At 53.8% G+C, this 20,773-nt stretch carries 17 protein-coding genes and 1 pseudogene; 9 read left to right on the top strand and 9 right to left on the bottom strand.

The genetic code is table 11. The features are described 5' to 3' along the window. Positions 1–37 precede the first annotated feature (37 nt). The 3 genes from nikB to CSC3H3_RS23970 all read right to left on the bottom strand — a co-directional run bounded on the left by nikB (position 38) and on the right by CSC3H3_RS23970 (position 3,622). A complete protein-coding gene (gene nikB / locus CSC3H3_RS23960; protein WP_101286905.1) occupies positions 38–982 on the bottom strand; it encodes a nickel ABC transporter permease subunit NikB in 945 nt (314 codons plus the stop codon). Positions 983–984: 2 nt separating this feature from the next. Continuing rightward, a complete protein-coding gene (gene nikA / locus CSC3H3_RS23965) occupies positions 985–2,586 on the bottom strand; it encodes a nickel ABC transporter substrate-binding protein (RefSeq protein ID WP_101286813.1) in 1,602 nt (533 codons plus the stop codon). A gap of 301 nt (positions 2,587–2,887) precedes the next feature. After that, positions 2,888–3,622 carry a GntR family transcriptional regulator gene (locus CSC3H3_RS23970; RefSeq protein ID WP_101286814.1) on the bottom strand — a complete coding sequence of 245 codons (735 nt, stop codon included), beginning with the start codon at positions 3,620–3,622 and terminating at the stop codon, positions 2,888–2,890. Between the two features lie 321 nt (positions 3,623–3,943). On the opposite strand from CSC3H3_RS23970, the gene CSC3H3_RS23975 reads away from it, so the two are divergent. From CSC3H3_RS23975 to kce, 7 genes are all read left to right on the top strand, one after another. After that, a complete protein-coding gene (locus CSC3H3_RS23975; protein ID WP_217351138.1) occupies positions 3,944–5,194 on the top strand; it encodes a branched-chain amino acid ABC transporter substrate-binding protein in 1,251 nt (416 codons plus the stop codon). Between the two features lie 74 nt (positions 5,195–5,268). Continuing rightward, the gene (locus tag CSC3H3_RS23980) at positions 5,269–6,210 is read left to right on the top strand and encodes a branched-chain amino acid ABC transporter permease (RefSeq protein ID WP_101286815.1); all 942 of its coding nucleotides are present in this window, start codon (positions 5,269–5,271) and stop codon (positions 6,208–6,210) included. A gap of 1 nt (position 6,211) precedes the next feature. Then, the gene (locus CSC3H3_RS23985) at positions 6,212–7,510 is read left to right on the top strand and encodes a branched-chain amino acid ABC transporter permease (protein WP_101286816.1); all 1,299 of its coding nucleotides are present in this window, start codon (positions 6,212–6,214) and stop codon (positions 7,508–7,510) included. Further along, the gene (locus CSC3H3_RS23990; RefSeq protein WP_101286817.1) at positions 7,507–8,274 is read left to right on the top strand and encodes an ABC transporter ATP-binding protein; all 768 of its coding nucleotides are present in this window, start codon (positions 7,507–7,509) and stop codon (positions 8,272–8,274) included. The genes CSC3H3_RS23985 and CSC3H3_RS23990 overlap by 4 nt, the downstream gene beginning before the upstream one ends. Then, positions 8,271–8,981, top strand: coding sequence for an ABC transporter ATP-binding protein (locus CSC3H3_RS23995; protein WP_101286818.1), 711 nt, complete (start codon positions 8,271–8,273; stop codon positions 8,979–8,981). Before CSC3H3_RS23990 ends, CSC3H3_RS23995 begins: the two co-directional genes overlap by 4 nt. A 33-nt stretch (positions 8,982–9,014) precedes the next feature. Beyond that, the gene (locus tag CSC3H3_RS24000; protein WP_101286906.1) at positions 9,015–9,803 is read left to right on the top strand and encodes an SDR family oxidoreductase; all 789 of its coding nucleotides are present in this window, start codon (positions 9,015–9,017) and stop codon (positions 9,801–9,803) included. A 22-nt stretch (positions 9,804–9,825) separates the two neighbouring features. Further along, positions 9,826–10,761, top strand: coding sequence for a 3,5-dioxohexanoate:acetyl-CoA acetone transferase (gene kce, locus CSC3H3_RS24005; protein ID WP_101286819.1), 936 nt, complete (start codon positions 9,826–9,828; stop codon positions 10,759–10,761). 95 nt (positions 10,762–10,856) lie between these two features. On the opposite strand, the gene CSC3H3_RS24010 is transcribed toward kce, so the two are convergent. The 4 genes from CSC3H3_RS24010 to CSC3H3_RS24025 form a co-directional block, all read right to left on the bottom strand. Next, positions 10,857–11,789: a 3-hydroxyacyl-CoA dehydrogenase NAD-binding domain-containing protein gene (locus CSC3H3_RS24010; RefSeq protein ID WP_101286907.1), complete on the bottom strand. Its 933-nt coding sequence runs from the start codon at positions 11,787–11,789 to the stop codon at positions 10,857–10,859. Positions 11,790–12,044: 255 nt separating this feature from the next. Continuing rightward, a complete protein-coding gene (locus CSC3H3_RS24015) occupies positions 12,045–13,019 on the bottom strand; it encodes an alpha/beta fold hydrolase (protein ID WP_101286820.1) in 975 nt (324 codons plus the stop codon). A 221-nt stretch (positions 13,020–13,240) separates the two neighbouring features. Continuing rightward, on the bottom strand, positions 13,241–15,313 hold the full coding sequence (locus CSC3H3_RS24020) for a TRAP transporter large permease subunit (RefSeq protein WP_101286821.1): 2,073 nt from the start codon (positions 15,311–15,313) through the stop codon (positions 13,241–13,243). A gap of 97 nt (positions 15,314–15,410) precedes the next feature. Then, a complete protein-coding gene (locus CSC3H3_RS24025; protein WP_101267177.1) occupies positions 15,411–16,457 on the bottom strand; it encodes a TRAP transporter substrate-binding protein in 1,047 nt (348 codons plus the stop codon). 183 nt (positions 16,458–16,640) lie between these two features. On the opposite strand from CSC3H3_RS24025, the gene CSC3H3_RS24030 reads away from it, so the two are divergent. Together CSC3H3_RS24030 and CSC3H3_RS25195 are read left to right on the top strand one after the other, a co-directional pair. Further along, a complete protein-coding gene (locus CSC3H3_RS24030) occupies positions 16,641–17,588 on the top strand; it encodes a LysR family transcriptional regulator (protein ID WP_101286822.1) in 948 nt (315 codons plus the stop codon). A 27-nt stretch (positions 17,589–17,615) separates the two neighbouring features. After that, positions 17,616–17,747, top strand: a pseudogene (locus tag CSC3H3_RS25195) (IS5/IS1182 family transposase); the annotation flags it as partial. A gap of 196 nt (positions 17,748–17,943) precedes the next feature. Here the strand turns inward: CSC3H3_RS25195 and CSC3H3_RS24040 are convergent. Next, positions 17,944–19,689 (bottom strand): SLC13 family permease, encoded by a 1,746-nt coding sequence (locus tag CSC3H3_RS24040; RefSeq protein WP_101286824.1) that lies wholly within the window; start codon positions 19,687–19,689, stop codon positions 17,944–17,946. A gap of 21 nt (positions 19,690–19,710) precedes the next feature. Next, a complete protein-coding gene (locus tag CSC3H3_RS24045; RefSeq protein WP_101286825.1) occupies positions 19,711–20,763 on the bottom strand; it encodes a sulfate/molybdate ABC transporter ATP-binding protein in 1,053 nt (350 codons plus the stop codon). Between the last annotated feature and the right edge of the window lie 10 nt (positions 20,764–20,773).

Genomic DNA, 20,773 nt, shown 5'->3' on the forward strand with positions numbered 1-20,773 from the left:
AGTGGCAAGGCCCTGCGTACTAAAACCTGACCTGCCATCATGCCACGTCCCCTGCCCCAAGACGAATGCGCGGGTCAAGCCAGGCATAAATGATATCAACCAGCAAATTGCACAGCACAAAAACCAGCACCATAACCAGCGTAAAGCACTGGATAACCGGATAATCCCGATTAAAAATTGCCGAGACGGCATAGCGGCCCACACCGGGCCAGCCAAAGATGCTTTCGATAATCAAAGTACCTCCCAGCAATTCACCAATATGCATGCCGGTCGCCGTTACGATGGGCAAAAGGGCATTGCGCAGGATATGGGCATGTTCGATACGCCGGGGGCCAAGGCCCCGTAACCGTGCGTAAAAGACATGCCGCTGACCTGCCACCTCCAGCATGCTGGCACGCAGCAGCCTGGCATTAATGGAAAGCGACATCAGCGCGATGGCAAAAGCGGGCATAACAAAATGCTGCCAGCCCCCACGCCCCATGGGCGGCAACCAGCCCAGTTGAATGGAAAGCAGCCAGACCAGCAAAAACCCGAGCCAGAAATTGGGCATTGATACACCCAGAAATGCAATTAAACGAACGATCTGGTCGGGGACGCCATTTCGATGTCGCGCCGCCCACATACCAAGGGGAATGGAAATACCCAGGGTCAGCAAAAGTGCGACCCCGGCCAGTTGCAGGGTTGCAGGCAGGTAATAAAGGATATCAGGCAAAACCGGGCGTTGCAGGGCATAGGAAATGCCAAAATCAAACTGCAAGGCATTCGCCAGCCAGTGAAAATATTGCTGCCACAGGGGCTGATCCAGGCCCAGCATCTGACGGGCGGATTCAAGCGCCTGCGGGGTTGGCGGCACCCGCGAAAGTCGCAGATAATCCATTGCCGGGTCACCGGCCCCCAGCCGTAACATCAGAAAAATAACCAGCGATGCCAGCAGCAACATGGGAACCAGCAGCAGCAAGCGCCGGATTACGAACCGAAGCATGATCATGGCGCTACCGGTGTGATTTTATCGAAGGGGATTTCGCTCGACATTGCGCCAAAGGGAATGTCGCCCAATGGCGGTGTGCTAACCGATATCGCACTGACATAGGTCAGCGGCAGATAAACGGCCTCGCGGTGCAGGCGGGTTAAAATATCGCGATACAGGCGTTTGCGTTCGCCTTCATCGGTTGATGTCAGGGTCTGGCTGATTTCGGCATCGATCTTTGCCTTGTCGGGCAGGCCAAGCTGCGCCTGATAATCGGCGTGGGATGGCACACGCATCGAACTTAAAAATGCATGCGGGTCATAAGGTGCGCCCCAGGTACTGTTGAAAATCATGCCAAAGCGGCCATCGCGCTGGCGGGCATAAATGCTGCTTTCTTCTTCGCCGACCAGAATGACGTCAAACCCGATGGTTGCCAGCTGTGCCTGGATAATTTCGGCAATTGATTTGGCAACCGCATCTGTGCCGACAAAGGCCAGTTCAACCCGCAAAGGCCGCGCATTTTTTTGGCGGATTTCATCATTGCCCGAGCGAACCCAGCCATCCTGCGTTAAAATATCCTGCGCCAGTTTGGGGTCATATTCATAGGGTGCAAGGCCGATATCGGCATAGGGAATATTGGGGGCAAAAAGGGTATCGGCCCGTTTTTGCGTGCCATACAGGACCGTTTTAATAATCAGGTCCTTGTCAATTGCATGGTTGATCGCAAGGCGAACCGCAAGGTCACGCGTTGCACCACGATTGGTGTTTAACGCCAGCATGCTGGTTTCAAGCGGTTGCGAAAGCAGGGTTTTATAAATGCCCATTGCGCGAAAACGTTCAAATGTATCGGGGGAGACCGGGCCATCGATGCCGTAAATCAGATCGATTGTACCGGTTTCAAAGGCGACCGCCCTGCTGTTCGGATCGGGGATGACGTTGACATTGATCTGTTCAAGGGCCGGTTTTTGCCCCCAATAATGGTCATTTCTAACAAAAACGTCTTCCTCGCCCGGGTGGCTTTCTTTCAATATCCAGGGGCCGGTACCAATGGGCGCAAGAATGCCGTTTTTCGTACCACCTTCAACAAACTGGGACGGCGCAATAAAACGAAACGGTCGTGGCAGGGCAAGTTCCTGCAGGATTGGATAATAGGTGTTTTTAAGTTCCAGACGGACGCGATACGGACCAACCTGCGTTACCGCGACAATCTGGTTGGCAAGTTCAAGCCAGCTATGGCGTTCGCGGTTTTCAAGAATGGCGTTGAAATTAGCCACGACAGCAGCGGCGTTGAATACTTCGCCATTTGAAAAAGTAACATCATCGCGCAGCGTGAAAACATATACCCGGCCATCGGCCGAAACCTGCCAGCTTTTGGCAAGCCAAGGCACGACGGTGCCGTCGGCCTGGTAATGCAGCAGCGGTTCGTAAACCATGTTTTGCGCAAACATCTGGTTGGGCGAATAAAGATGCGGGTTTAACGGCCCGACATTGACCGGCCAGGAAAAATTCAACACCTGTTTTGCCTGCGCAGCAGCCGTAAAGGCAATCCCACCCATCATTCCGGCCAGCAGCGCAAACATCAAAACCAATACCCGTCTTAACCCGGACCGCACACGCATCCTATTTCCCCAGCTGTATGAAGTTTTAAAAAAACTTCATACAGCTGGGTGTGCAACAAGGTCAAGCGATTGCCGCAATTAATTTTCTTTCGCAATTATGGGGGAACCTGTTTCGCAAACGCAGTTGGACAAACCGGAATTAACGAATGGCGTGTCCTTCAGCGAAGCCAGGGCAAACAGCAAGCAGCGCGAAACAGGCATGCTTCTTGGCGCAGCATAAACATGCGCCGGATTTTGGTGTTGCTCAGAAAAACTGCCTAATCAGAAAATGTTTTTGCCCGGTTGAAAAAATTCTCAACCATCATTCGGCAGGATTATTCACGCCCTTTTCCAGGCTTTTGTAAAAGCGGCGGATGGATAAATGCGACGCGCGGATATCAAGATTAACCGCCCAGCGCGCCGCAGCACGGTCGCGCTGTTTGACGGCATCAATGATATCGGCATGAATACGCACACCACTGGTAAATATCCGCTCGAACAGGGATACATCCTTACGGGCAGAGGCCACAATTGGCCCGGTACGCAGCCACAATGTTGAAATCAGATCCATGAGTTGCGGATAGCCGCTGGCGCGGTAAAGCTCGAAATGAAAGGCCTGGTTTCCGCTTAGGGCCGTATCAAAATCGCGCGCGGCAAGGGCATCTTCCATCCGGCTGTTATGGTCATTCAGGGCAGCAACCAGTTGTGCATTATTGGCCGCACCAGCGGCCCGTTCGGCGGCATAGCCTTCCAGTTGCATGCGAATGCGAATATAGGCTTCGTGTTCGGAAAAAAGATAGGGTGCAACACGCAGGGTGCGCGGGCCAGCCTGTTCGATGGCGCGTTCGGCAATCAGGCGCGCGATGGCCTCGCGGACTGGCATGGCACTGGTACCCAGCATATTGGCAAGCGCACGGATCGATACCTGTTCGCCGGGCAAAAATTCACCGCGCAGCAGCCCCAGACGCAGACTTTGATAGACACGCTCCTGAACAGTCGTGACATCGACCGGCGCAAGCACCGGTTTTGAAGTTTTGGGTAGTTCAAACGTATTCACGTGGTCGACGCCTCACAGGACTGCGCAAATTCAACCCGTTAAACCCGCTACGTAGCCCCATTAACAGGCCCTGCGCAGGGTTTGACAGGTCATGAAAAACTGTACTGACGCGGGCATTGTATGTCGAGTGGACAAGCCAAAGCAATGCGTTGCCGCGTTCGGGCAAAAACTTCCCCCCAAGTGTGATCACATATCTAATATCTTTACAGCTTGAAGCTGATATGCCTATAGTGAGATCAGTGCCGACCAAGACGCCGGGGAAAAACCGACGCAAACCGGCAAAACAGGCACCAAAACAAGTGTCATCTGGGAGGATACAAATTGAAACGCTTTACCAAGCTTGCGGCCAGCACCGCAGCCCTGTTGGGCACCTTTGCCCTTGGCGCCCAAACCCTTCACGCCGAACCCCTTAAAATCGGAATCATCGAAAGCCTGTCAGGATCGCAAACATCCACGGGCCGCCTTTATGCCAATGCCGTGAAATACGGCGTGGATAAAATCAACGCTGCTGGCGGCTTTAATGGCGAACCCGTTCAGGTTACCGAATATGACAATGCCGGTGGCGCACCTGAAGCCGCCGACAAATTCCGCCAGGCGGTTGCCGATGGTGTGGATATTGTTATTCAGGGGGCATCCTCGGCCATTGCCGGGCAATTGACGGAAAATGTGCGCAAATACAATATCCGCCATCCTGGCAAGGAAGTGATGTTCATCAATCTTGGTGGTGAAGCAACCGAACTGACCGGCGATAAATGCCAGTTTTATCATTTCCGCTTTACCACAACGGCCCCCATGCGCGTCAACGCGCTGGTCAATGCCCTGAAAAATGCCGGGGATCTGGGTGACAAGGTTTATTCCATCAACCAGAATTATTCCTGGGGCAAGGATGTGCAGGCCGCAGTCGAGGCAGCAGCCCCCGCTGGCGGCTATGACATTGTTGGCGAAGTCCTGCATGATGTGAACAAAATCCAGGATTTTGCACCCTTTGTCGCCCGCATCAAATCGGCCAACCCCGATACCGTCTTTACCGGCAACTGGTCAAACGACCTGCTGCTGCTTATGAAGGCCACGGGTGATGCCGGGTTGAAGGTAACCTTTGCTACCGCCTATCTGGACCAGCCGGGCAATATCGCCAATGCGGGTGCCACCGCACTGGGCCATTACATTGCCAATAACTATGACAATGCCGCCGCATCCAGCGATGAATTCCCCGAAGCCTATAAAGCCGCGACGGGCCATTACCCGATTTTTGTTGAAGGCCATTCCGCCTTTGCCATTGCGCAATTGCAACAGGCCCTTGGCACCCTTGATTTCAAGGGCGGTGATATAAACGTCACCAAAATCGCGCTGGCGCTGGAAAACAGTGTTTATGATTCCCCGGTCGGGCCGATTTCGGTGCGCAAGGAAGACCACCAGACCATCCGCCCGGTGGTTGTTTCCAAGGTTGTCAAAAACCCGAAATACCCGGCTGATGACACCGATATGGGCTTTCAGACCGTGGAAGTCATTCCCGGTGAAAAGGCAATCTATCCGGTTCAGGACAGCTGCAAAATGCAGCGCCCGTCTGAATAAAACCGACCTTACCGGTGCCTGGCTGGCACTATGACCAGCCAGGCTTTCCCAGCATCAAACATCCTGGATACTCCATGGAATTCGCGATCATTTCCACGCTGAATGGCGTGACCTATGGCCTGTTGCTGTTTATGGTCTCGGCTGGTCTGACCCTGATTTTCGGCATGATGGGCGTTCTGAACTTTGCGCACGCATCATTTTACATGCTGGGCGCCTATATCGCCTATGCCGTGTCATCGCTTTTCGGTTTCTGGACCGGCATTATCGTGGCCCCCATTGTTGTCGGCATCATCGGCATGCTGGTGGAACGGTTTTTATTGCCGCGCGTCCATGCCCATGGCCATGCTCACGAATTGTTGCTGACCTTTGGTCTGGCGCTGATCATTGAAGAACTGATCAAACTGTTTTTTGGCGATTTCCCCGTCAATTACCAGATGCCCGACGCCCTGCGCTTTTCAGCCTTTCATATTTTTGGCACGGGCTACCCGTTTTACCGGATGCTGATTGGCGCGGTTGCCATCATCATGTTTACGGTTCTATGGCTGCTGCTGACGCGCACACGCACAGGCATTGTGGTGCGCGCCGCCGAACGCCTGCCCAACATGGCCGAAGCACTGGGTCATAACATTCCCGTCGTATTCATGTTTGTTTTTGGCACGGGTGCGGCCCTTGCCGGGCTGGCCGGGGCCGTTGCCGGGGCGTTTTACCCGACCAACCCCAATATGGGCCTTGAACTTGGCGTCATCGTCTTTGTCGTGGTGGTTGTCGGTGGCCTTGGATCACTTAAGGGGTCGCTTGTTGCCTCCCTTCTGATCGGGCTGTTTTCATCCTTTGCCGTGGGGCTGGACTGGTCGCTGGCCGGTGCGCTGGACATTGTCGGGCTGGGGGACTGGGCACGGTCCATTGGCGGCCTTATGACGCTGGAGCTGTCGTCTGTCAGCGCCACCATTCCCTTTGCCCTGATGCTGGTAATCCTGCTGGTGCGCCCTGCGGGCCTTCTGGGGGAACGTAACTGAGATGACATCCATGCGGAACATTTTCATTATTGCGGTGATCCTGGCGCTGCTGGTTGCCATACCGCCCTTTCTGGGTCTTGGCTGGCAGAATGCGCTGGTCAATGTCCTGATTGCCAGCCTGTTTGCCCTTGCCTTCAATTTGCTGATCGGCCAGGCCGGTTTACTGTCATTTGGTCATGCGGCCTATTTCGGGGTTGGTGCCTTTGCCACCCTGCATCTGATGCTGGCCATTGAAGACGGGCTGGTTTTTCCAACCCCGCTTCTGCCCCTTGCCGGGGCACTGGCCGGGCTGGTTGTAGGGCTGATTGCCGGTTATTTTTCCACCATGCGATCGGGCGTTTATTTTGCCCTGGTCACATTGGCAATTGCCGAGCTGTTTCATTCGCTGGCACCGCATCTGGAAGGCATTTTTGGCGGCGAAGCCGGTGTTTCATCCATGCGCATGCCCTGGACCGGTTTTACCTTTGGTTCCATCCTGGAAGTTTATTATCTGACGCTGGCCTGGGTTGTTGTGTGCGGGCTGGGCCTGTGGGCCTATACCCGCACACCTTTTGGCCGCCTGACCCTGGCATTGCGCGACAATGAACAGCGCGTGCGTTTCCTGGGCTATAACGCCCATTCGGCCAAGGTTATTGTCTTTGCCGTATCGGCGATGGTTTCTGGCGTGGCCGGGGCATTGCAGGCAATTTCCTACGAAACAACAAACTATTCCCTGTTTGCCAGCGGCGTTTCCGCACAGGTTGTTTTGCAAACCTTTGTCGGTGGTTCTACCGTGTTTTTTGGCCCCGTCATTGGCGCAACGATTTTCACGCTGTTTTCATTTCTGGTGTCCGATCTGACGCGGTCCTGGGTTTTTTATCAGGGGCTGATTTTTGTTCTGATCATGCTTTATGCCCCCACCGGCATTGGCGGGGTTGTTTACCATCATCTGCGTCATCGTCACCAGATCGACTGGTCAAAAATGGCGGCACCTTACGGGGTTGCAATTTTTGGTGGGCTTCTGATTGCCGCAGGCACGGTATTTTTAACCGAAACGGTCGGTATTCTGTTCGGGCAGGAATATGCAATGGCCCGGCAAACCGCCGATATGGGGTTTCCGGCGTTTGAACTGTTTGGTGTTGCCTGGCAACCCGCAGGTATTTTGACATGGCTGTTGCCTGCCATCGCCCTTGCCGGTGGGTGTTTCATCCTGACCCGTGCGCGCCGCCAGATCGACCACCTTTGGGCGCAGGCCGGTAAAAACGGTGATGAAACAGCCAATAGCGCAACCGACGCCACCATTGCCGGGGGTGCAAAATGACACAGCAAAATTCGCAGCAATCCGCCCTGAAACTGGCCAATGTCAGCAAGTCATTTGGCCCGATCAAGGTTTTGCAGGGACTAAACCTTGATATCCGCCCCGGCGAACGCCACGCGGTCATTGGCCCGAATGGCGCGGGTAAATCGACGCTGTTTAATCTGATATCGGGTATGTTTGCGCCCACGTCAGGCGATATCAGCCTGGCGGGAAACAGCATTGCCGGGTTGGCACCGCATAAAATCAACCGGGCCGGGCTGGCACGGTCCTTTCAAATCACGAATATTTTTCACCGGCTAAGCGTTTTTGAAAATCTGCGCATCGGTGTTTTGGCCCGTCACAATGTGCGTTTCGGGCTGTTTCGATCAGTCGGGCGGATGCGCCGGATAAATGATGAAACCGCCGAAATCCTTGAACGTGTCGGCCTGCAGGCAAGGGCGGATAATCTTGCCGGTGATCTGACCTATTCCGAACAGCGCGCCCTTGAAATCGGCATGACCCTGTCAACCGGGGCGGATGTGATCCTGCTTGATGAGCCAACCGCAGGCATGTCGCGCGAGGAAACGGCAAAGGCTGCCGATCTGATCCGCAAGGTGACAGAGGGTAAGACCCTTCTGATGGTTGAACACGACATGAGCGTCGTTTTCAGCCTGTGTGACCGGGTTTCGGTGCTGGTTTACGGCAGCATCCTTGCCACCGATACCCCACATGGCATCAGCCAGAACCGTGACGTTCAGGAAGCCTATTTGGGACAGGAGGAAGCATGAGCCTGCTCGAAATTCAGGGGCTTCACGCCCATTATGGCAAAAGCCATATCCTGCATGGCATTGATATGCAGGTCGAAGAAGCCAGCATCGTTTCGCTACTGGGGCGGAACGGTTCGGGCCGGTCTACCCTGTTAAAGGCAATGATGGGCCTGGTGCCGCCAACGGCAGGCACCATCACCCTTGCCGGGCAGGCCATTACCGGCAAGCGCCCGTTTGATATTTGCAGGCAGGGCCTGGGTTACGTGCCCGAAGAAAGGCTGGTTTTTCCGAACCTTACGGTGGCGGAAAACCTGGCAATGGGCGGCCAGAAAGGCGCACCGGGCGCACATAAATGGTCCATCGACGAGATGTATGACTATTTCCCGCGCCTTAAAGAACGCAATGCCATTCGGGCGGGTTACCTTTCGGGCGGGGAACAGCAAATGCTGACCATTTGCCGCTCGCTGCTTGGCAATCCGCGTGTGCTGCTGATTGATGAACCAACCGAAGGGCTGGCCCCGAAAATTGTCGATGTGGTGATGGAAGTCATCCTGGATATCGGCCGGCGCGGTGTTGCAGTTGTGCTGGTTGAACAGAAACTGACCATCGCCCTTAAGGTCGCCCAGAAGGTGATGGTCATGGGCCACGGCGAACTTGTCTATAGCGGCACCCCTGACGAACTTGAAGCATCCCCCGATGTCCGGCGCAACTGGCTTGAAGTTGCCTAGGCAGGATGCATTCCCATCATGATTGAACATAAAATGAATATGATCGAACGTTTGAAACCGCGCCCCGGCCTGCGTGTTCTGGTTACGGCCGGTGCATCGGGGATCGGGGCAGCAATTGCCCGTGCGTTTCTGGAAACCGACGCATCGGTTTTGATTTGCGATATCGATAAAGACGTCCTTGCCGATTTTGCCGCGCAAAACTCCACTGTCTTTACCCTGCCCGCTGATGTGTCCGATGAAACGCAGGTCGATGCCCTGCTTGAACACGCAGCAGCAACGCTGGGCGGGCTTGATATTCTGGTCAATAATGCCGGTATTTCCGGCCCGACCGGCCCGATTGACGCGCTTTCCATCGATGAAATCCGCAAGACCCTTGATATCGATTTGATGGGGCAGTTCCTGGTGCTGCGCCGGGCAGTGCCGATGCTGCGCCAAAGTGGCGATGGCGCCATTATCAATATTTCATCGGTTGCCGGACGGTTGGGATATGCGCTGCGCACGCCTTATTCGGCCGCGAAATGGGGCATTGTCGGCCTGACACAAAGCCTGGCCAAGGAAGTTGGCCCGGATGGCATTCGCGTTAATGCGATCCTGCCCGGTGTTGTGCGCGGGGCGCGGATTGAAAATGTCATTCGCGCGCGGGCGGAATCCCTTGGCATCAGCTATGCCGAGATGGAAGCACAGTACCTTTCCCTTATTTCCCTGCGACGCATGGTCGAACCCGAAGATGTGGCCGGTACGGCCCTGTTTTTGTGTTCGCCCGCCGGGGCCAATATCTCCGGTCAGGCAATCAGTGTCTGCGGCAATGTCGAAACAATCTGAACGATCATAAAGGAAAACTGACATGGCAAAGGCTTCACGCAAGGTTATTGTTACCTGCGCCATTACCGGGGGCATTCACACCCCCAGCATGTCCCCCTATCTGCCCGTCACCGCCGATGAAATTGCCCAGCAGGCGATCGAGGCCGCCGAGGCCGGTGCCGCGATCCTGCATTTGCACGCGCGCAACCCCGAAGATGGCCGACCGACCCAGGACCCCGCCGCCTTTGCCCGATTTTTACCGCGCCTGAAACAATCCACCGATGCGGTCCTGAACCTGACCACCGGTGGCAGCCCGACCATGCAGGTCGAAGAACGCCTGCAACCTGCCCTTAAATTTGGGCCGGAGGTCGCATCGCTAAATATGGGGTCAATGAATTTCGGCCTTTATCCGATGCTGGGCCGCTATGAAAAATTCCAGCATGACTGGGAACCGGAATATCTGGAAAAATCCCGCGATGTTGTTTTTCGCAACACCTTCAAGGATATCGAATACATCCTGCATTCATGCTCGGGCAATGGCACCCGGTTTGAATTTGAATGTTACGATACCAGCCATCTTTACACGCTGGCGCATTTCCGTGATCGCGGCTTGGTCAAGGGGCCGCTTTTTGTTCAAACCGTGTTTGGCATTCTGGGCGGTATTGGCACCCACCCCGAAGATGTCGCGCATATGAAACGCACCGCTGATCGCCTTTTTGGCGATGATTATGTCTGGTCGGTGCTGGGTGCCGGGCGTTATCAAATGCCGATTACAACAATGGCGGCATCCATGGGGGGGAATGTGCGGGTTGGCCTGGAAGATTCCCTGTGGGATGGCCCGGGACAATTGGCACAATCGAACGCCGCGCAGGTTCGCCGCATCCGCCAGGTTCTTGAAGGGCTGGGTCTTGAAATTGCCACCCCCGATGATGCACGGAACATCCTTTCGCTTAAGGGCGGTGATCAGGTCAATTTCTAACGCCCCCTGTCCGCCAGCTATCGGTTGGGCAATTACATGATAACGAAAAAGGCACGGTTACCATCACACCGTGCCTTTTTCATCGAACCGCAACACTAACCTTCGTTGCGGCGGGCCTTAATCGCCAAAACCTGCCGCAGGCGGGTATCGCGTTCGCGGATCAGATCCTGTGTTGGTCGACCGGCATAGGATTTTTCAACAGCTTCGCTAACCCGGATTTGCAGGTCTTTATCTGGCATTGGCGTTCCCAGATCGGCCCATAATTTTTCCTGCATACCAGCAAACATATCCCAAAAACCTGGCATGCCCTTTTCGCCACCAGCCAGGCGATAGGTTAAAAACGGCCCCATCAATGCCCAACGCGCGCCCGGGCCTTCGCTTACCGCGCGGTCAATATCCTCGGCCGAGGCAACACCGCTTTCCAGCAAATGGATGGCCTCGCGAAAAATTGCTGCCTGCATGCGATTGGCGATATGGCCATAAATCTCGCGGTTCAGTCGCACCGGGACTTTGCCAATGCCTGCATAAAATTTTTCTGCCTGCACCAACACGGATTCCGCCGTTTGTTCACCCCCGGCAATTTCAACCAGCGGCACCAGATGCGGCGGGTTAAACGGGTGCCCCAATATCACCCTTTCAGGATGGGCACATGCCGATTGCATATCCGTTACCGATATGGCCGACGAACTTGATGCAATCACCACATCGGGCCGGGTTGCAGCATCGATACGGCGCATCAGCTCGATTTTGGCATCTACCCGCTCGACCGCATTTTCCTGCACAAAATCCGCATTTTGGCAGGCCCGTTCCAAATCATCGGAAAATTCCAGCTTCCCCCGCTTGCCAAGGGCAAGTACGGCTTCTGGTAATGAAGGCCAAAACCGTTCTACCGCATCAAACAGGTCCGGCCCGGCACCGGGGCGAATATCGGTTGCCACCACATCATGGCCGTGGGCCAAAAACAGGCATGTCCAACTGGCCCCGATAATACCGGTGCCAACAACGGTGATGTTCCCTATTTCCTGCATGATTGCCAAATCCTCCCTGACATGTTTTTGCGCCATGTCATCGGGTTTTGCAGCACGCCGTTGGGTTACGGCCAGGCATGAAACGGGCTGCAAAATTAAAATCAGAACCAGATGAAAATTTGCGCTTTTTGATCTGGTCTGATTTTAACTTATTTGCCGGAAAAAAGGAATTTTTGCCTTGGGTAAAATATTGAAAAATTTGCGATTTTTCGCAGATTTCGCCCTATTTTAATGCATCAAATGCTGGTCCAAAAATCAGGCAGGCAAACGTGCCATCCAGGACTGGATAATTTCGGCAACTTCGGCTGAATTTGTATCCATCATCAGCATGTGGCTGTTACCGTAAATGCCATGATCGGGCAAAGAAAGCACTTCGATCAGCGGGAAATTTCCGGCAAAATTGCGAATATCTTCGCGCATTTTTACCCAGCGGGCATTTTCCTCGATCAGGTCACCCAAGACAATCAGGGTTGGTACAGGCCATTCCGCCGCCGCAATGGCAAATTGCGAAATTGCCGCTGGTTCCAGCAACACAAGTGCCGATATCAGCTCCGGGTGGCGGGCCGCAGCCTCCAGGGCAAAGACACATCCCTGCGAATGTGCCATCACAATGGCGGGGCCGGTTTGTCGCAATTCTTCAATATAGGCAGATATTATAATATCGTCTGTCTGCGTCCATCGTGGCACCATTTGGGCGGCGAATTTTTCCAGCGATGCCATTGGAAAGGCAATATCTTCAAACGCGAAATTCTGCGCCCGTGCCGTTTCACCATTGGGCAAATGTTTGCCAAACCGGAAACGTTCAAACACCGTTTCCAGGGTTTGTGAAATGGGCGGTTCCCACACATCGGGGATGGGGGCAAAACCAGCGCGCCCGCGTTCAACCGCGTCGCTGACATAAACATCCCAGCCGAAATTCAGGAACATGTCGCGAAATCCGACCCGGCCATCCGGTGTGGTTTCCCAACAGGCGCCGGTCAAACCGCCGCCATGCCACAATAATAACGGGGTTTTACGTTGTGCCGGGTCTGGCAGGAAATATTGCACATACATCTGCCCGACAATGTAGGACCCGTTCGGGTCAATCGCAGCAGGGCGACCAGTGCGTGTTAGCTGCACCATACGCGGTTCGCCATCGGTTAATTCGATAACGTTTCCGCCAATATGGAAAGACCCCATACCGCGCAGTTTCAATGGAATGTCACGATTTTTCGTTGATGAATTTTGCATTTTATCTTTTGGGCCTTAATACCCCGCACCCGCGATGCCATCGCGGGTGCGGGCCACATCAAATGCCCCTGGCACCACAAAAAAGAATGACAATCAGCCCAACGGCCAGCCCGATACCCGCAACCCATGGCCAGATGCCATAGGGCTGATAGGTATGTTTGTTATTGGGGTTGCTCATTTTTTAAATTCCTTGGCTCTTTCCAGTCATAAAAGCACGGCCGTTACTGGGACAACAGGTCTGGCAGCCACAGAACCAGATCGGGAAAGGCGATAAACAGGCACAGAACCACAAACTGGATGCCGATAAAGGGCAGCACGGATGCAAATATCTGCTGAAGCGTGATTTCCTTTGGCGCGACGGATTTCAGCCAGAAACACGCTGGCCCGAAAGGTGGTGAGAGAAAATAGATCTGGATATTGAGAACAAACAGAATGCCAAACCAAAGCTTTGCTTCTGTTGGTGTCAGGCCAAGATCAGGTGCCAGTGCAACCACAACCGGGGCAAAAACCGGCACCGTGATCAACACAATCGCGATCCATTCCATGAAAGTGCCAAGAACCAGCAACACCGCCATCATGGCAATCACAATGCCCAGTGCCGGCAAGCCAAGATCAAGGAACATTTCGCGCAGATAATCGCCACCACCAACCAGGTTGAAGATACCGACAAAGGAAATTGCCCCTAAAATCAGCCACATGATAGTGCCAACCATCGACATGGTTGAAACAAGCGTATCGCCCAAAAGGCTGGTTCGAAAGAGCCGCCCGCGCAAAAAGGCGATCACCAGCGCGCCAATAACCCCGACAGCCGCACTTTCGGTTACCGAAGCAATGCCACCATAAATGGACCCCATGACACAAAAAATCAGGGTGACCGCCATGGCAACGGAAATCAGCTTTTTGCGTTCAAGGCGCTTTACCGGTGCCTTTCCATCCCGTGCGGCTTCTTCGGCGGTTGGTGCCAGTGCGGGGTTAAGATTAACCCGTACCAGGACATAACCCGCATAACACACAGCCAGCAAAACACCGGGCACAATGCCGCCAATAAAAAGCTGCCCAATGCCCACTTCGGCCGACAAGCCATAAACGATCATGATGATTGATGGCGGAATAAGCGTTGCCAGCGCACCGGATGCGCAAATCAGCCCGATTGACAGTTTCTGATCATAGCCAAGGCGCATCATCTGCGGCAGGGCCACTAGGCCCAGCATCACGATCTCGCCGCCCATCACACCGGACATGGCAGCAAGGATTATTGCCACCACTACGGTTTGAATGGCCACGCCACCCCGCAAATTCCCGGCAAAAACCGACATGGCATCAAACAGGTCTTCGGCAACGCCGGCACGTTCCAGAATGGCCGCCATCAACACAAAAAACGGCACCGCAACAAGGGTATAGTGTTCCAGCATGCCAGCGGCATTGGTCGACACCAGATAAAGCCCGCGCGGCCCGAAAAAGCCAATCGCGATCAGCACCGAAACCGAAAGGGTAACAACACCCAGCGGCATACCCGTCATCATCAGCGCGATCAGCAAAACCACCATGATGATGGACAAAGTCCCAAGGTCCACCTTACGCAAAGCCAGTGCCTTGGACGGATCAAGCATCTTGCCCAGATGGGTGACAAAATCGGTGATAATGGCAAAGGGGCTGGCATCGCCAAACAGGGCCACACCCAGCCCGGCAATGAAATAGACCGCCAGGCAAATTGCCAAAACCTTGACCAGCATTTTCGCCAGTGCCGATTTCACCCCATCATGCAGGTTTGCCACCAGTTGCAGCAAATAAAGCCCGGCACCCAGCGCCAGAAAAACGCTGGTTAATGTCGGCAACGGCGAGTTAAACGCACTCCCGGTACGTTCAACCTTGGCAATGGCGCCATAGGCATGGCCGGTGGCATCACTTAACAGCAGGAACAGGGCAATAATGCCCACAATCATGCCAAATATCTCAAGGCCATGACGCACCGGTTTAGCAACGATATCGCTTAAAACCGTAATGCGGATATGGCCATTATTTAACGTAATATAACCGGCAGAAAACATCCAGGATGCCGCAATCAGCGTCATCACAACTTCAAAGGCCCAGTCGGTCGGCGCATGAAGGATATAACGCGATCCGACTTCCCAAAGGGTTGCCAATGCCGCCACCAGAATGGTCAGCGATGTGGCAATACCGCTAAATCGGCTGATATGGGCGACAATCCCCCCACGGGTCTGGGCCGCAATTTCCTGGCCATCAAACCCCTGTTCTTCATAGTCCGGTATTTGTGAAGCGGGTGCATCACTCATTTCTGAAATTATCCTGTTGGCGGCCCCGGTTTGGGGCAAGGCAGCATATCAGGCCCGAATGGCACATATGGTTTCTGGAACCATCCGGGCCAAAGGGTCAGTCATTCGCCAGAAGACCAATGCTTTTCAGAAATTTCACATGCGTTTCATAGGCTTCACCAGCCAGCTTTGAACTTTCCGCAAATTTTTTCCATTCGCCCATCGCAATTTCGCGGAAGGCATCACGGTCCTTTTGCGACCAGTCGATCACTTCAATATCGCTGCCGGCTTTATCTGCCGCCACAAGCTCGCGATCCTGCTGGTCAACTGCGCGGCGCAAATCATTGGTTGCTGCTTCGTACCAAACCGTCAAAATATCCTGGTCGGCCTTGGACAGGTCATCCCAAACGCTTTGCGACAGTGTAAACTGCTGGAACGGGGTGGAATGGATACCGGGGAAAATCGGGTATTTGGCAATGTCATGCATGCCATTGGCTTTGTCGTTTGAATAGGCCGAATTATCCGCCGCATCAATGATGCCCTTTTCAAGCGAGGTATAAACCTCGGACCCTGGAATGGCGACCGGGGTGGCCCCTGCGGCCTTGAAAACAGCCGATGCCAAACCTTCGGGTGCGCGAATTTTTTTGCCCTTCAGGTCTGCCACCCCACGGATCGGCACCTTGGAAACAAAGGCTTCACGGGAATAGGCGCCACAGCCCACAACGTGAACATCCAGGCCTTCTTCATCATAAATCTTCTGCAGCATTTCGCGACCACCCCCGATCGAACAAAATGCCTGGGTCTGATCGGCACTGTCATAACCTGCCGTCAAATCACCCATCAGGGCAAAGGCCGGATCGCGACCAGCGAAATACATTACCGATGTATAATCACCATCCAGAATACCCATGGATACGGCATCGGGCGTATCACGGTGCGGCACAACGGCACCATTTGGCAAAAGCTCGATATTAATGCGGCCATCCGTCATTTCCGCCAGTTTGGGGATCCATTTTTCGTTCAGATAACGCAGGCTGAAATGGCTTGCGGTTGCGGCGGTCTGAATTTTCAAATGCAGGCCTTCTGCGGCCTGTGCCAGTGTTGCCAGCCCCATGACCGAAACGGTCGTGCAAAGGGCAGCCAAAATTCTTGAATGCTTTTTCATCGTTCCTCCCGACAGGATGCCCACAAGCAAACCAGCTTGCCGATACATCCATTTTCCCTGAACAGGTTTCTCTTTTCGACAGGGGAACCGTGGCAGATGGGCCAGGTCATAGCGAATAAATATTTCAAATACGAACTATACCGAAAATGATATAGTTCCTCCAGCACACACTAGGAGGCCGCAATGAATGCCGACTTGATGCCCTTTCTGCGCCGTATGGATTTAAACTTGCTGGTTACTTTTGACGTACTGATGCGCACGGGATCCGCAACCGAAGCCGCACAGTTGCTTAATAAAACGCAACCAGGTGTCAGCCGGGATCTATCGCGCCTGCGCGAAATTTTTTCCGATCCTCTTCTGGTCTGGAATCACGGCCATTTTCAGCCCACCGAACGCGCGCTGGAATTACACCCAACCGTTCGCGAAGCGCTCAGCACCCTTGAAGCCGCCTTTCGCCCACCCGAAAGCTTCAACCCCGCCCATGCATCCGGGGTGGTCAATATCGGGCTTGGCGCACATTTGGAAACGGTCCTGGCGGGGCCGCTATTGCGAATTCTCGCGCAAAAGGCACCCGATGTTATCCCGCGTTTGCACCCGGTTCATGGGGCCTTTGACCCTGACCAGATCGATAACAAACAGCTTGATATCGCGATTGGTCTTTTTCGCAATATCCCCAAACGGATCAATGCCGAGGTGCTTTTTTCCGACACCCGCGTTGCCGTGATGTCAAAAAACCATCCGCTGGCCCACCGTGCCGAAATTGAATTGCAACATTTGATGGAATATCGCTTTTTCGCCTTTTCCAACATGTTCCAGCAACGCACCAATTTTGACGAGGCTTTGAAGCGTACTGGCTTTCAGCTTCCATTTTCGGCCTATCTTTCGGGATTTGGCATTACCGGCTACGTACTTGAAGAAAGCGACTATGTCACCACCATGCCGTATGTCGCCGCACAGGCCCATATCCGCCATTTCAACCTGATCCATCGCCAGTTACCCCCGGCCCTTCAACCCGTCACCTTCTATATGATCTGGCCCCGGCGCCTTGAAAGCGACCCGCTGGTAAACTGGGTTATCACCCTGCTGAAGGAAGTGACCGCACAAGAAGTTACCAATACTGGCACCCGATAAAACCAGTTTAACGAACGCCTCTATGCCAGACGCAATCTGGTTGAACGCTTCTTCTACCGTATGAAAGACATGAGACGACTGACCGTCCGATACGAAAAGTATGCTGAAAACTTTCTCAACATGGCCTACCTGTTCGCCATCAGATGTTGGTGCAATTGAGTCCAGACTCCAAAAAACCTGGAAGACTAACACCTTCGCCAGAAGTCTGTTAACAGCCACGACGCGGCTGGCGAGGCCCTGTTTTCTATCTGAAAACAACATGGCACACAGATTTCAGGTCAAATTATTTGAGGAATGGTCAGCCTAACCCCTGTTTCGCAATAAAGACTGACCATTCCCCGTTAAACCCACCGGATCAGATCGGGAAAATGACCGGCAGCAAAATCATCGACACGATAAAAACAACAATGCTGACAGGCAAACCACAGCGCCAGTAATCCCGGAAACGATATCCCCCCGGCCCCATAATGATCGTATTGTTATGATGGCCAATCGGTGTCAGAAAATCGGTCGAAGCCCCTATCGCGACAGCCATCAGAAATGCATCGGGTGCCAGCCCGGCACGGTATGCCAGTGCCATTACAATAGGGGCCAATACAATAACCGCCGTAACATTATTCAGAATTGGTGTTATTGCCATCGCCAGCACAAGGCTAAAAGCCAACAGCCACATCGGACCAGCACTGCCCGCAATTTGCAAAAGATACCCCGCCACAAGTTCGGCCGTGCCTGTTGTTCGCAATGCCTCGCCAATCGGAATCAGCGCTGCCAGCAGAACCAGAACCGGGCCTTCGACACGGCGGTATAGATCACGGGCACTGGTCACCCGGGTTAACAGCATCAACGTCACGGCAGCGACAAAAGATATCGCCGGGGTGGTTATGCCGCTGGCGGCCAGAATAATCGCAAAAGCAAAAATCCCGACAGCCCACAAAGCAGCCCGTGGACGCAACCGAATTGTTCTTGCGGCCAAAGGCAATAATCCCAGGTCGGAAATTGCCGTATCAACCCGGGATGAATTACCCCGAAATATCAGGATATCACCAGGCATCAGCGTTGCATCGGCAAGCCGGCCATCAAATCGTTTGCTTTGACGCGCCAGTGCCACAATATCGACCTGCCAGCGATCCTTTGGTTCAAGCGTATGAAGGTTACTGCCCTGCACGATACTGTCAGCCGGCACAACAGCTTCGACCATTTCATCATCATCGGATAAAACGCCAATCTGGCCAGGCAAACGAAATCCATAGCGGTCACATAACACTTCCAGCACGTCAAGATCGGCTTCGATAATCACCAAATCATCAATTTCGAATGTTTGCCGGTTTTTCGGGGCAAAGACACGCCGGTTATCACGCACAATTCCGTGAATTCTGATGCAGAATGCGCCCTCAAGCTCCAGCACCGACCCGTATTCGGATATGCCGTTTGCACCGACACGCAATTCCGTCAGAAACCTGACGGCTTCCCGGGTTTCACCATCATTAAGATCACGCCCCGGTATCATCCGCCATCCCGCAGCAACAAGGAAACTTACCCCGGAAACCGCAATAACACTGCCTACGGGCCAAAAATCGAACATGTCAAAAGGCTGGCTGACAGCTTTATCCCGGATTTGCGAAATAATCAGATTGGCCGGGGTCCCGATCAGGGTCGTCATCCCGCCAAGAAGGGTCGCAAATGATAACGGCATCAGCAAATATCCGGGATGCTCGCCCCGCCGCGCCGTTGCGGCAAGGGCAACGGGCATCAACAGGGCCAGTGCACCGATATTATTCATAAAGGCCGAAAGAACTGCGCCCGTCGCACAAAATATCGCAACAAGGGACCAACGGCTTTCAAACCTTTTTGAAAGCAACTGGCTTACGGGTTCCATCGCCCCGGTGGCAATAATGGTGCGCGTGATGATCAAAACACCTGCCACTGTCACAACCGCACCATTGGAAAAACCGGCAAAGGCATTGTCCTGCGGGACAACCCCTAAAACAATGGCCGCAAGCAGGGCCAAAACGGCAACCAGATCATATCTGAAACGATCGCTTGCCATTGCGGCTATCGCTATCACAATGATGGCGACAAGCGCCAGTTGCTCAAAATTCAATTGCCGCTCCGTGACATGCCTTTATTCGGGAAACAGGGCATATTTGCGCAACTGGATTTCGACCCGTGCGCCAGTCGTCAGATTACGCCAGTTATCGTCATTGTGCGACAATGCGATATCAAGCCGGGCATTCCAGCTATCAAGGGCTACATCCATGACAACAGCCGGGCCTGTCGCCCTTATATCCCTGACCAAACCGGTCAGGGCCTGGCCATTTTCCTTTGCAGCAACACGAATGTCATGCGGCCGGACATACAGGCGATAGGCACCATCCTGTTCAATTGTGGTATCAAGCGCGATGGGGCGTCCGGGCAGAAGAATCTGCCCGTCCGTCACAATGACAGACAGCTTGTTCACATCGCCAATAAACTCGTAAACAAACGGAGACACCGGCGCGTCATAAACATCGTTTGGCACGCCAACCTGGGCAATTCGCCCCTCCTCGACCACAACAACCCGATCCGCCAGGTCCAGGGCCTCTTCCTGGTCATGCGTCACAAAAACGGTTGTGTGACCCGTTTCGTCATGCAGTTCGCGCAGCCACTTGCGCAAATCCTGCCGGACTTTTGCATCAAGCGCCCCAAACGGCTCGTCCAACAACAATACCGATGGTTCGATAGCAAGGGCCCGCGCCAGGGCAACGCGCTGTTGCTGGCCGCCGGATAACTGTGAAGGGAAGCGATCCTCGTACCCTGACAATTTCACGAGGGATAAAAGGTCCCGCGAACGGGCAACGATTTCATGATCATCTGGCCGGCTGTTTTTAGGACGGGCCCGCAAACCAAACGCAATATTGTCAATCACCCGCATATGCTTGAACAAAGCATAATTCTGAAACACAAAACCAACATTGCGTTCCCCGACCGACAATTTTGATGCATCACTGACATCAAACATGATCTGCCCGCTATTGGGAAATTCCAACCCTGCAATCAGCCGCAACAACGTCGTTTTGCCTGATCCGGACGGCCCCAACAGGGCAACCAGTTCGCCAGATTGTATATTCAGGTCGATATTGTGCAGGGCAGTTTGCCGGCCATAGTCCTTTGATACATTCCGAATATCGATTTGCATGACCACATAA

Origin of the sequence: Thalassospira marina (assembly GCF_002844375.1) — a bacterium.
Lineage (GTDB): Bacteria > Pseudomonadota > Alphaproteobacteria > Rhodospirillales > Thalassospiraceae > Thalassospira > Thalassospira marina.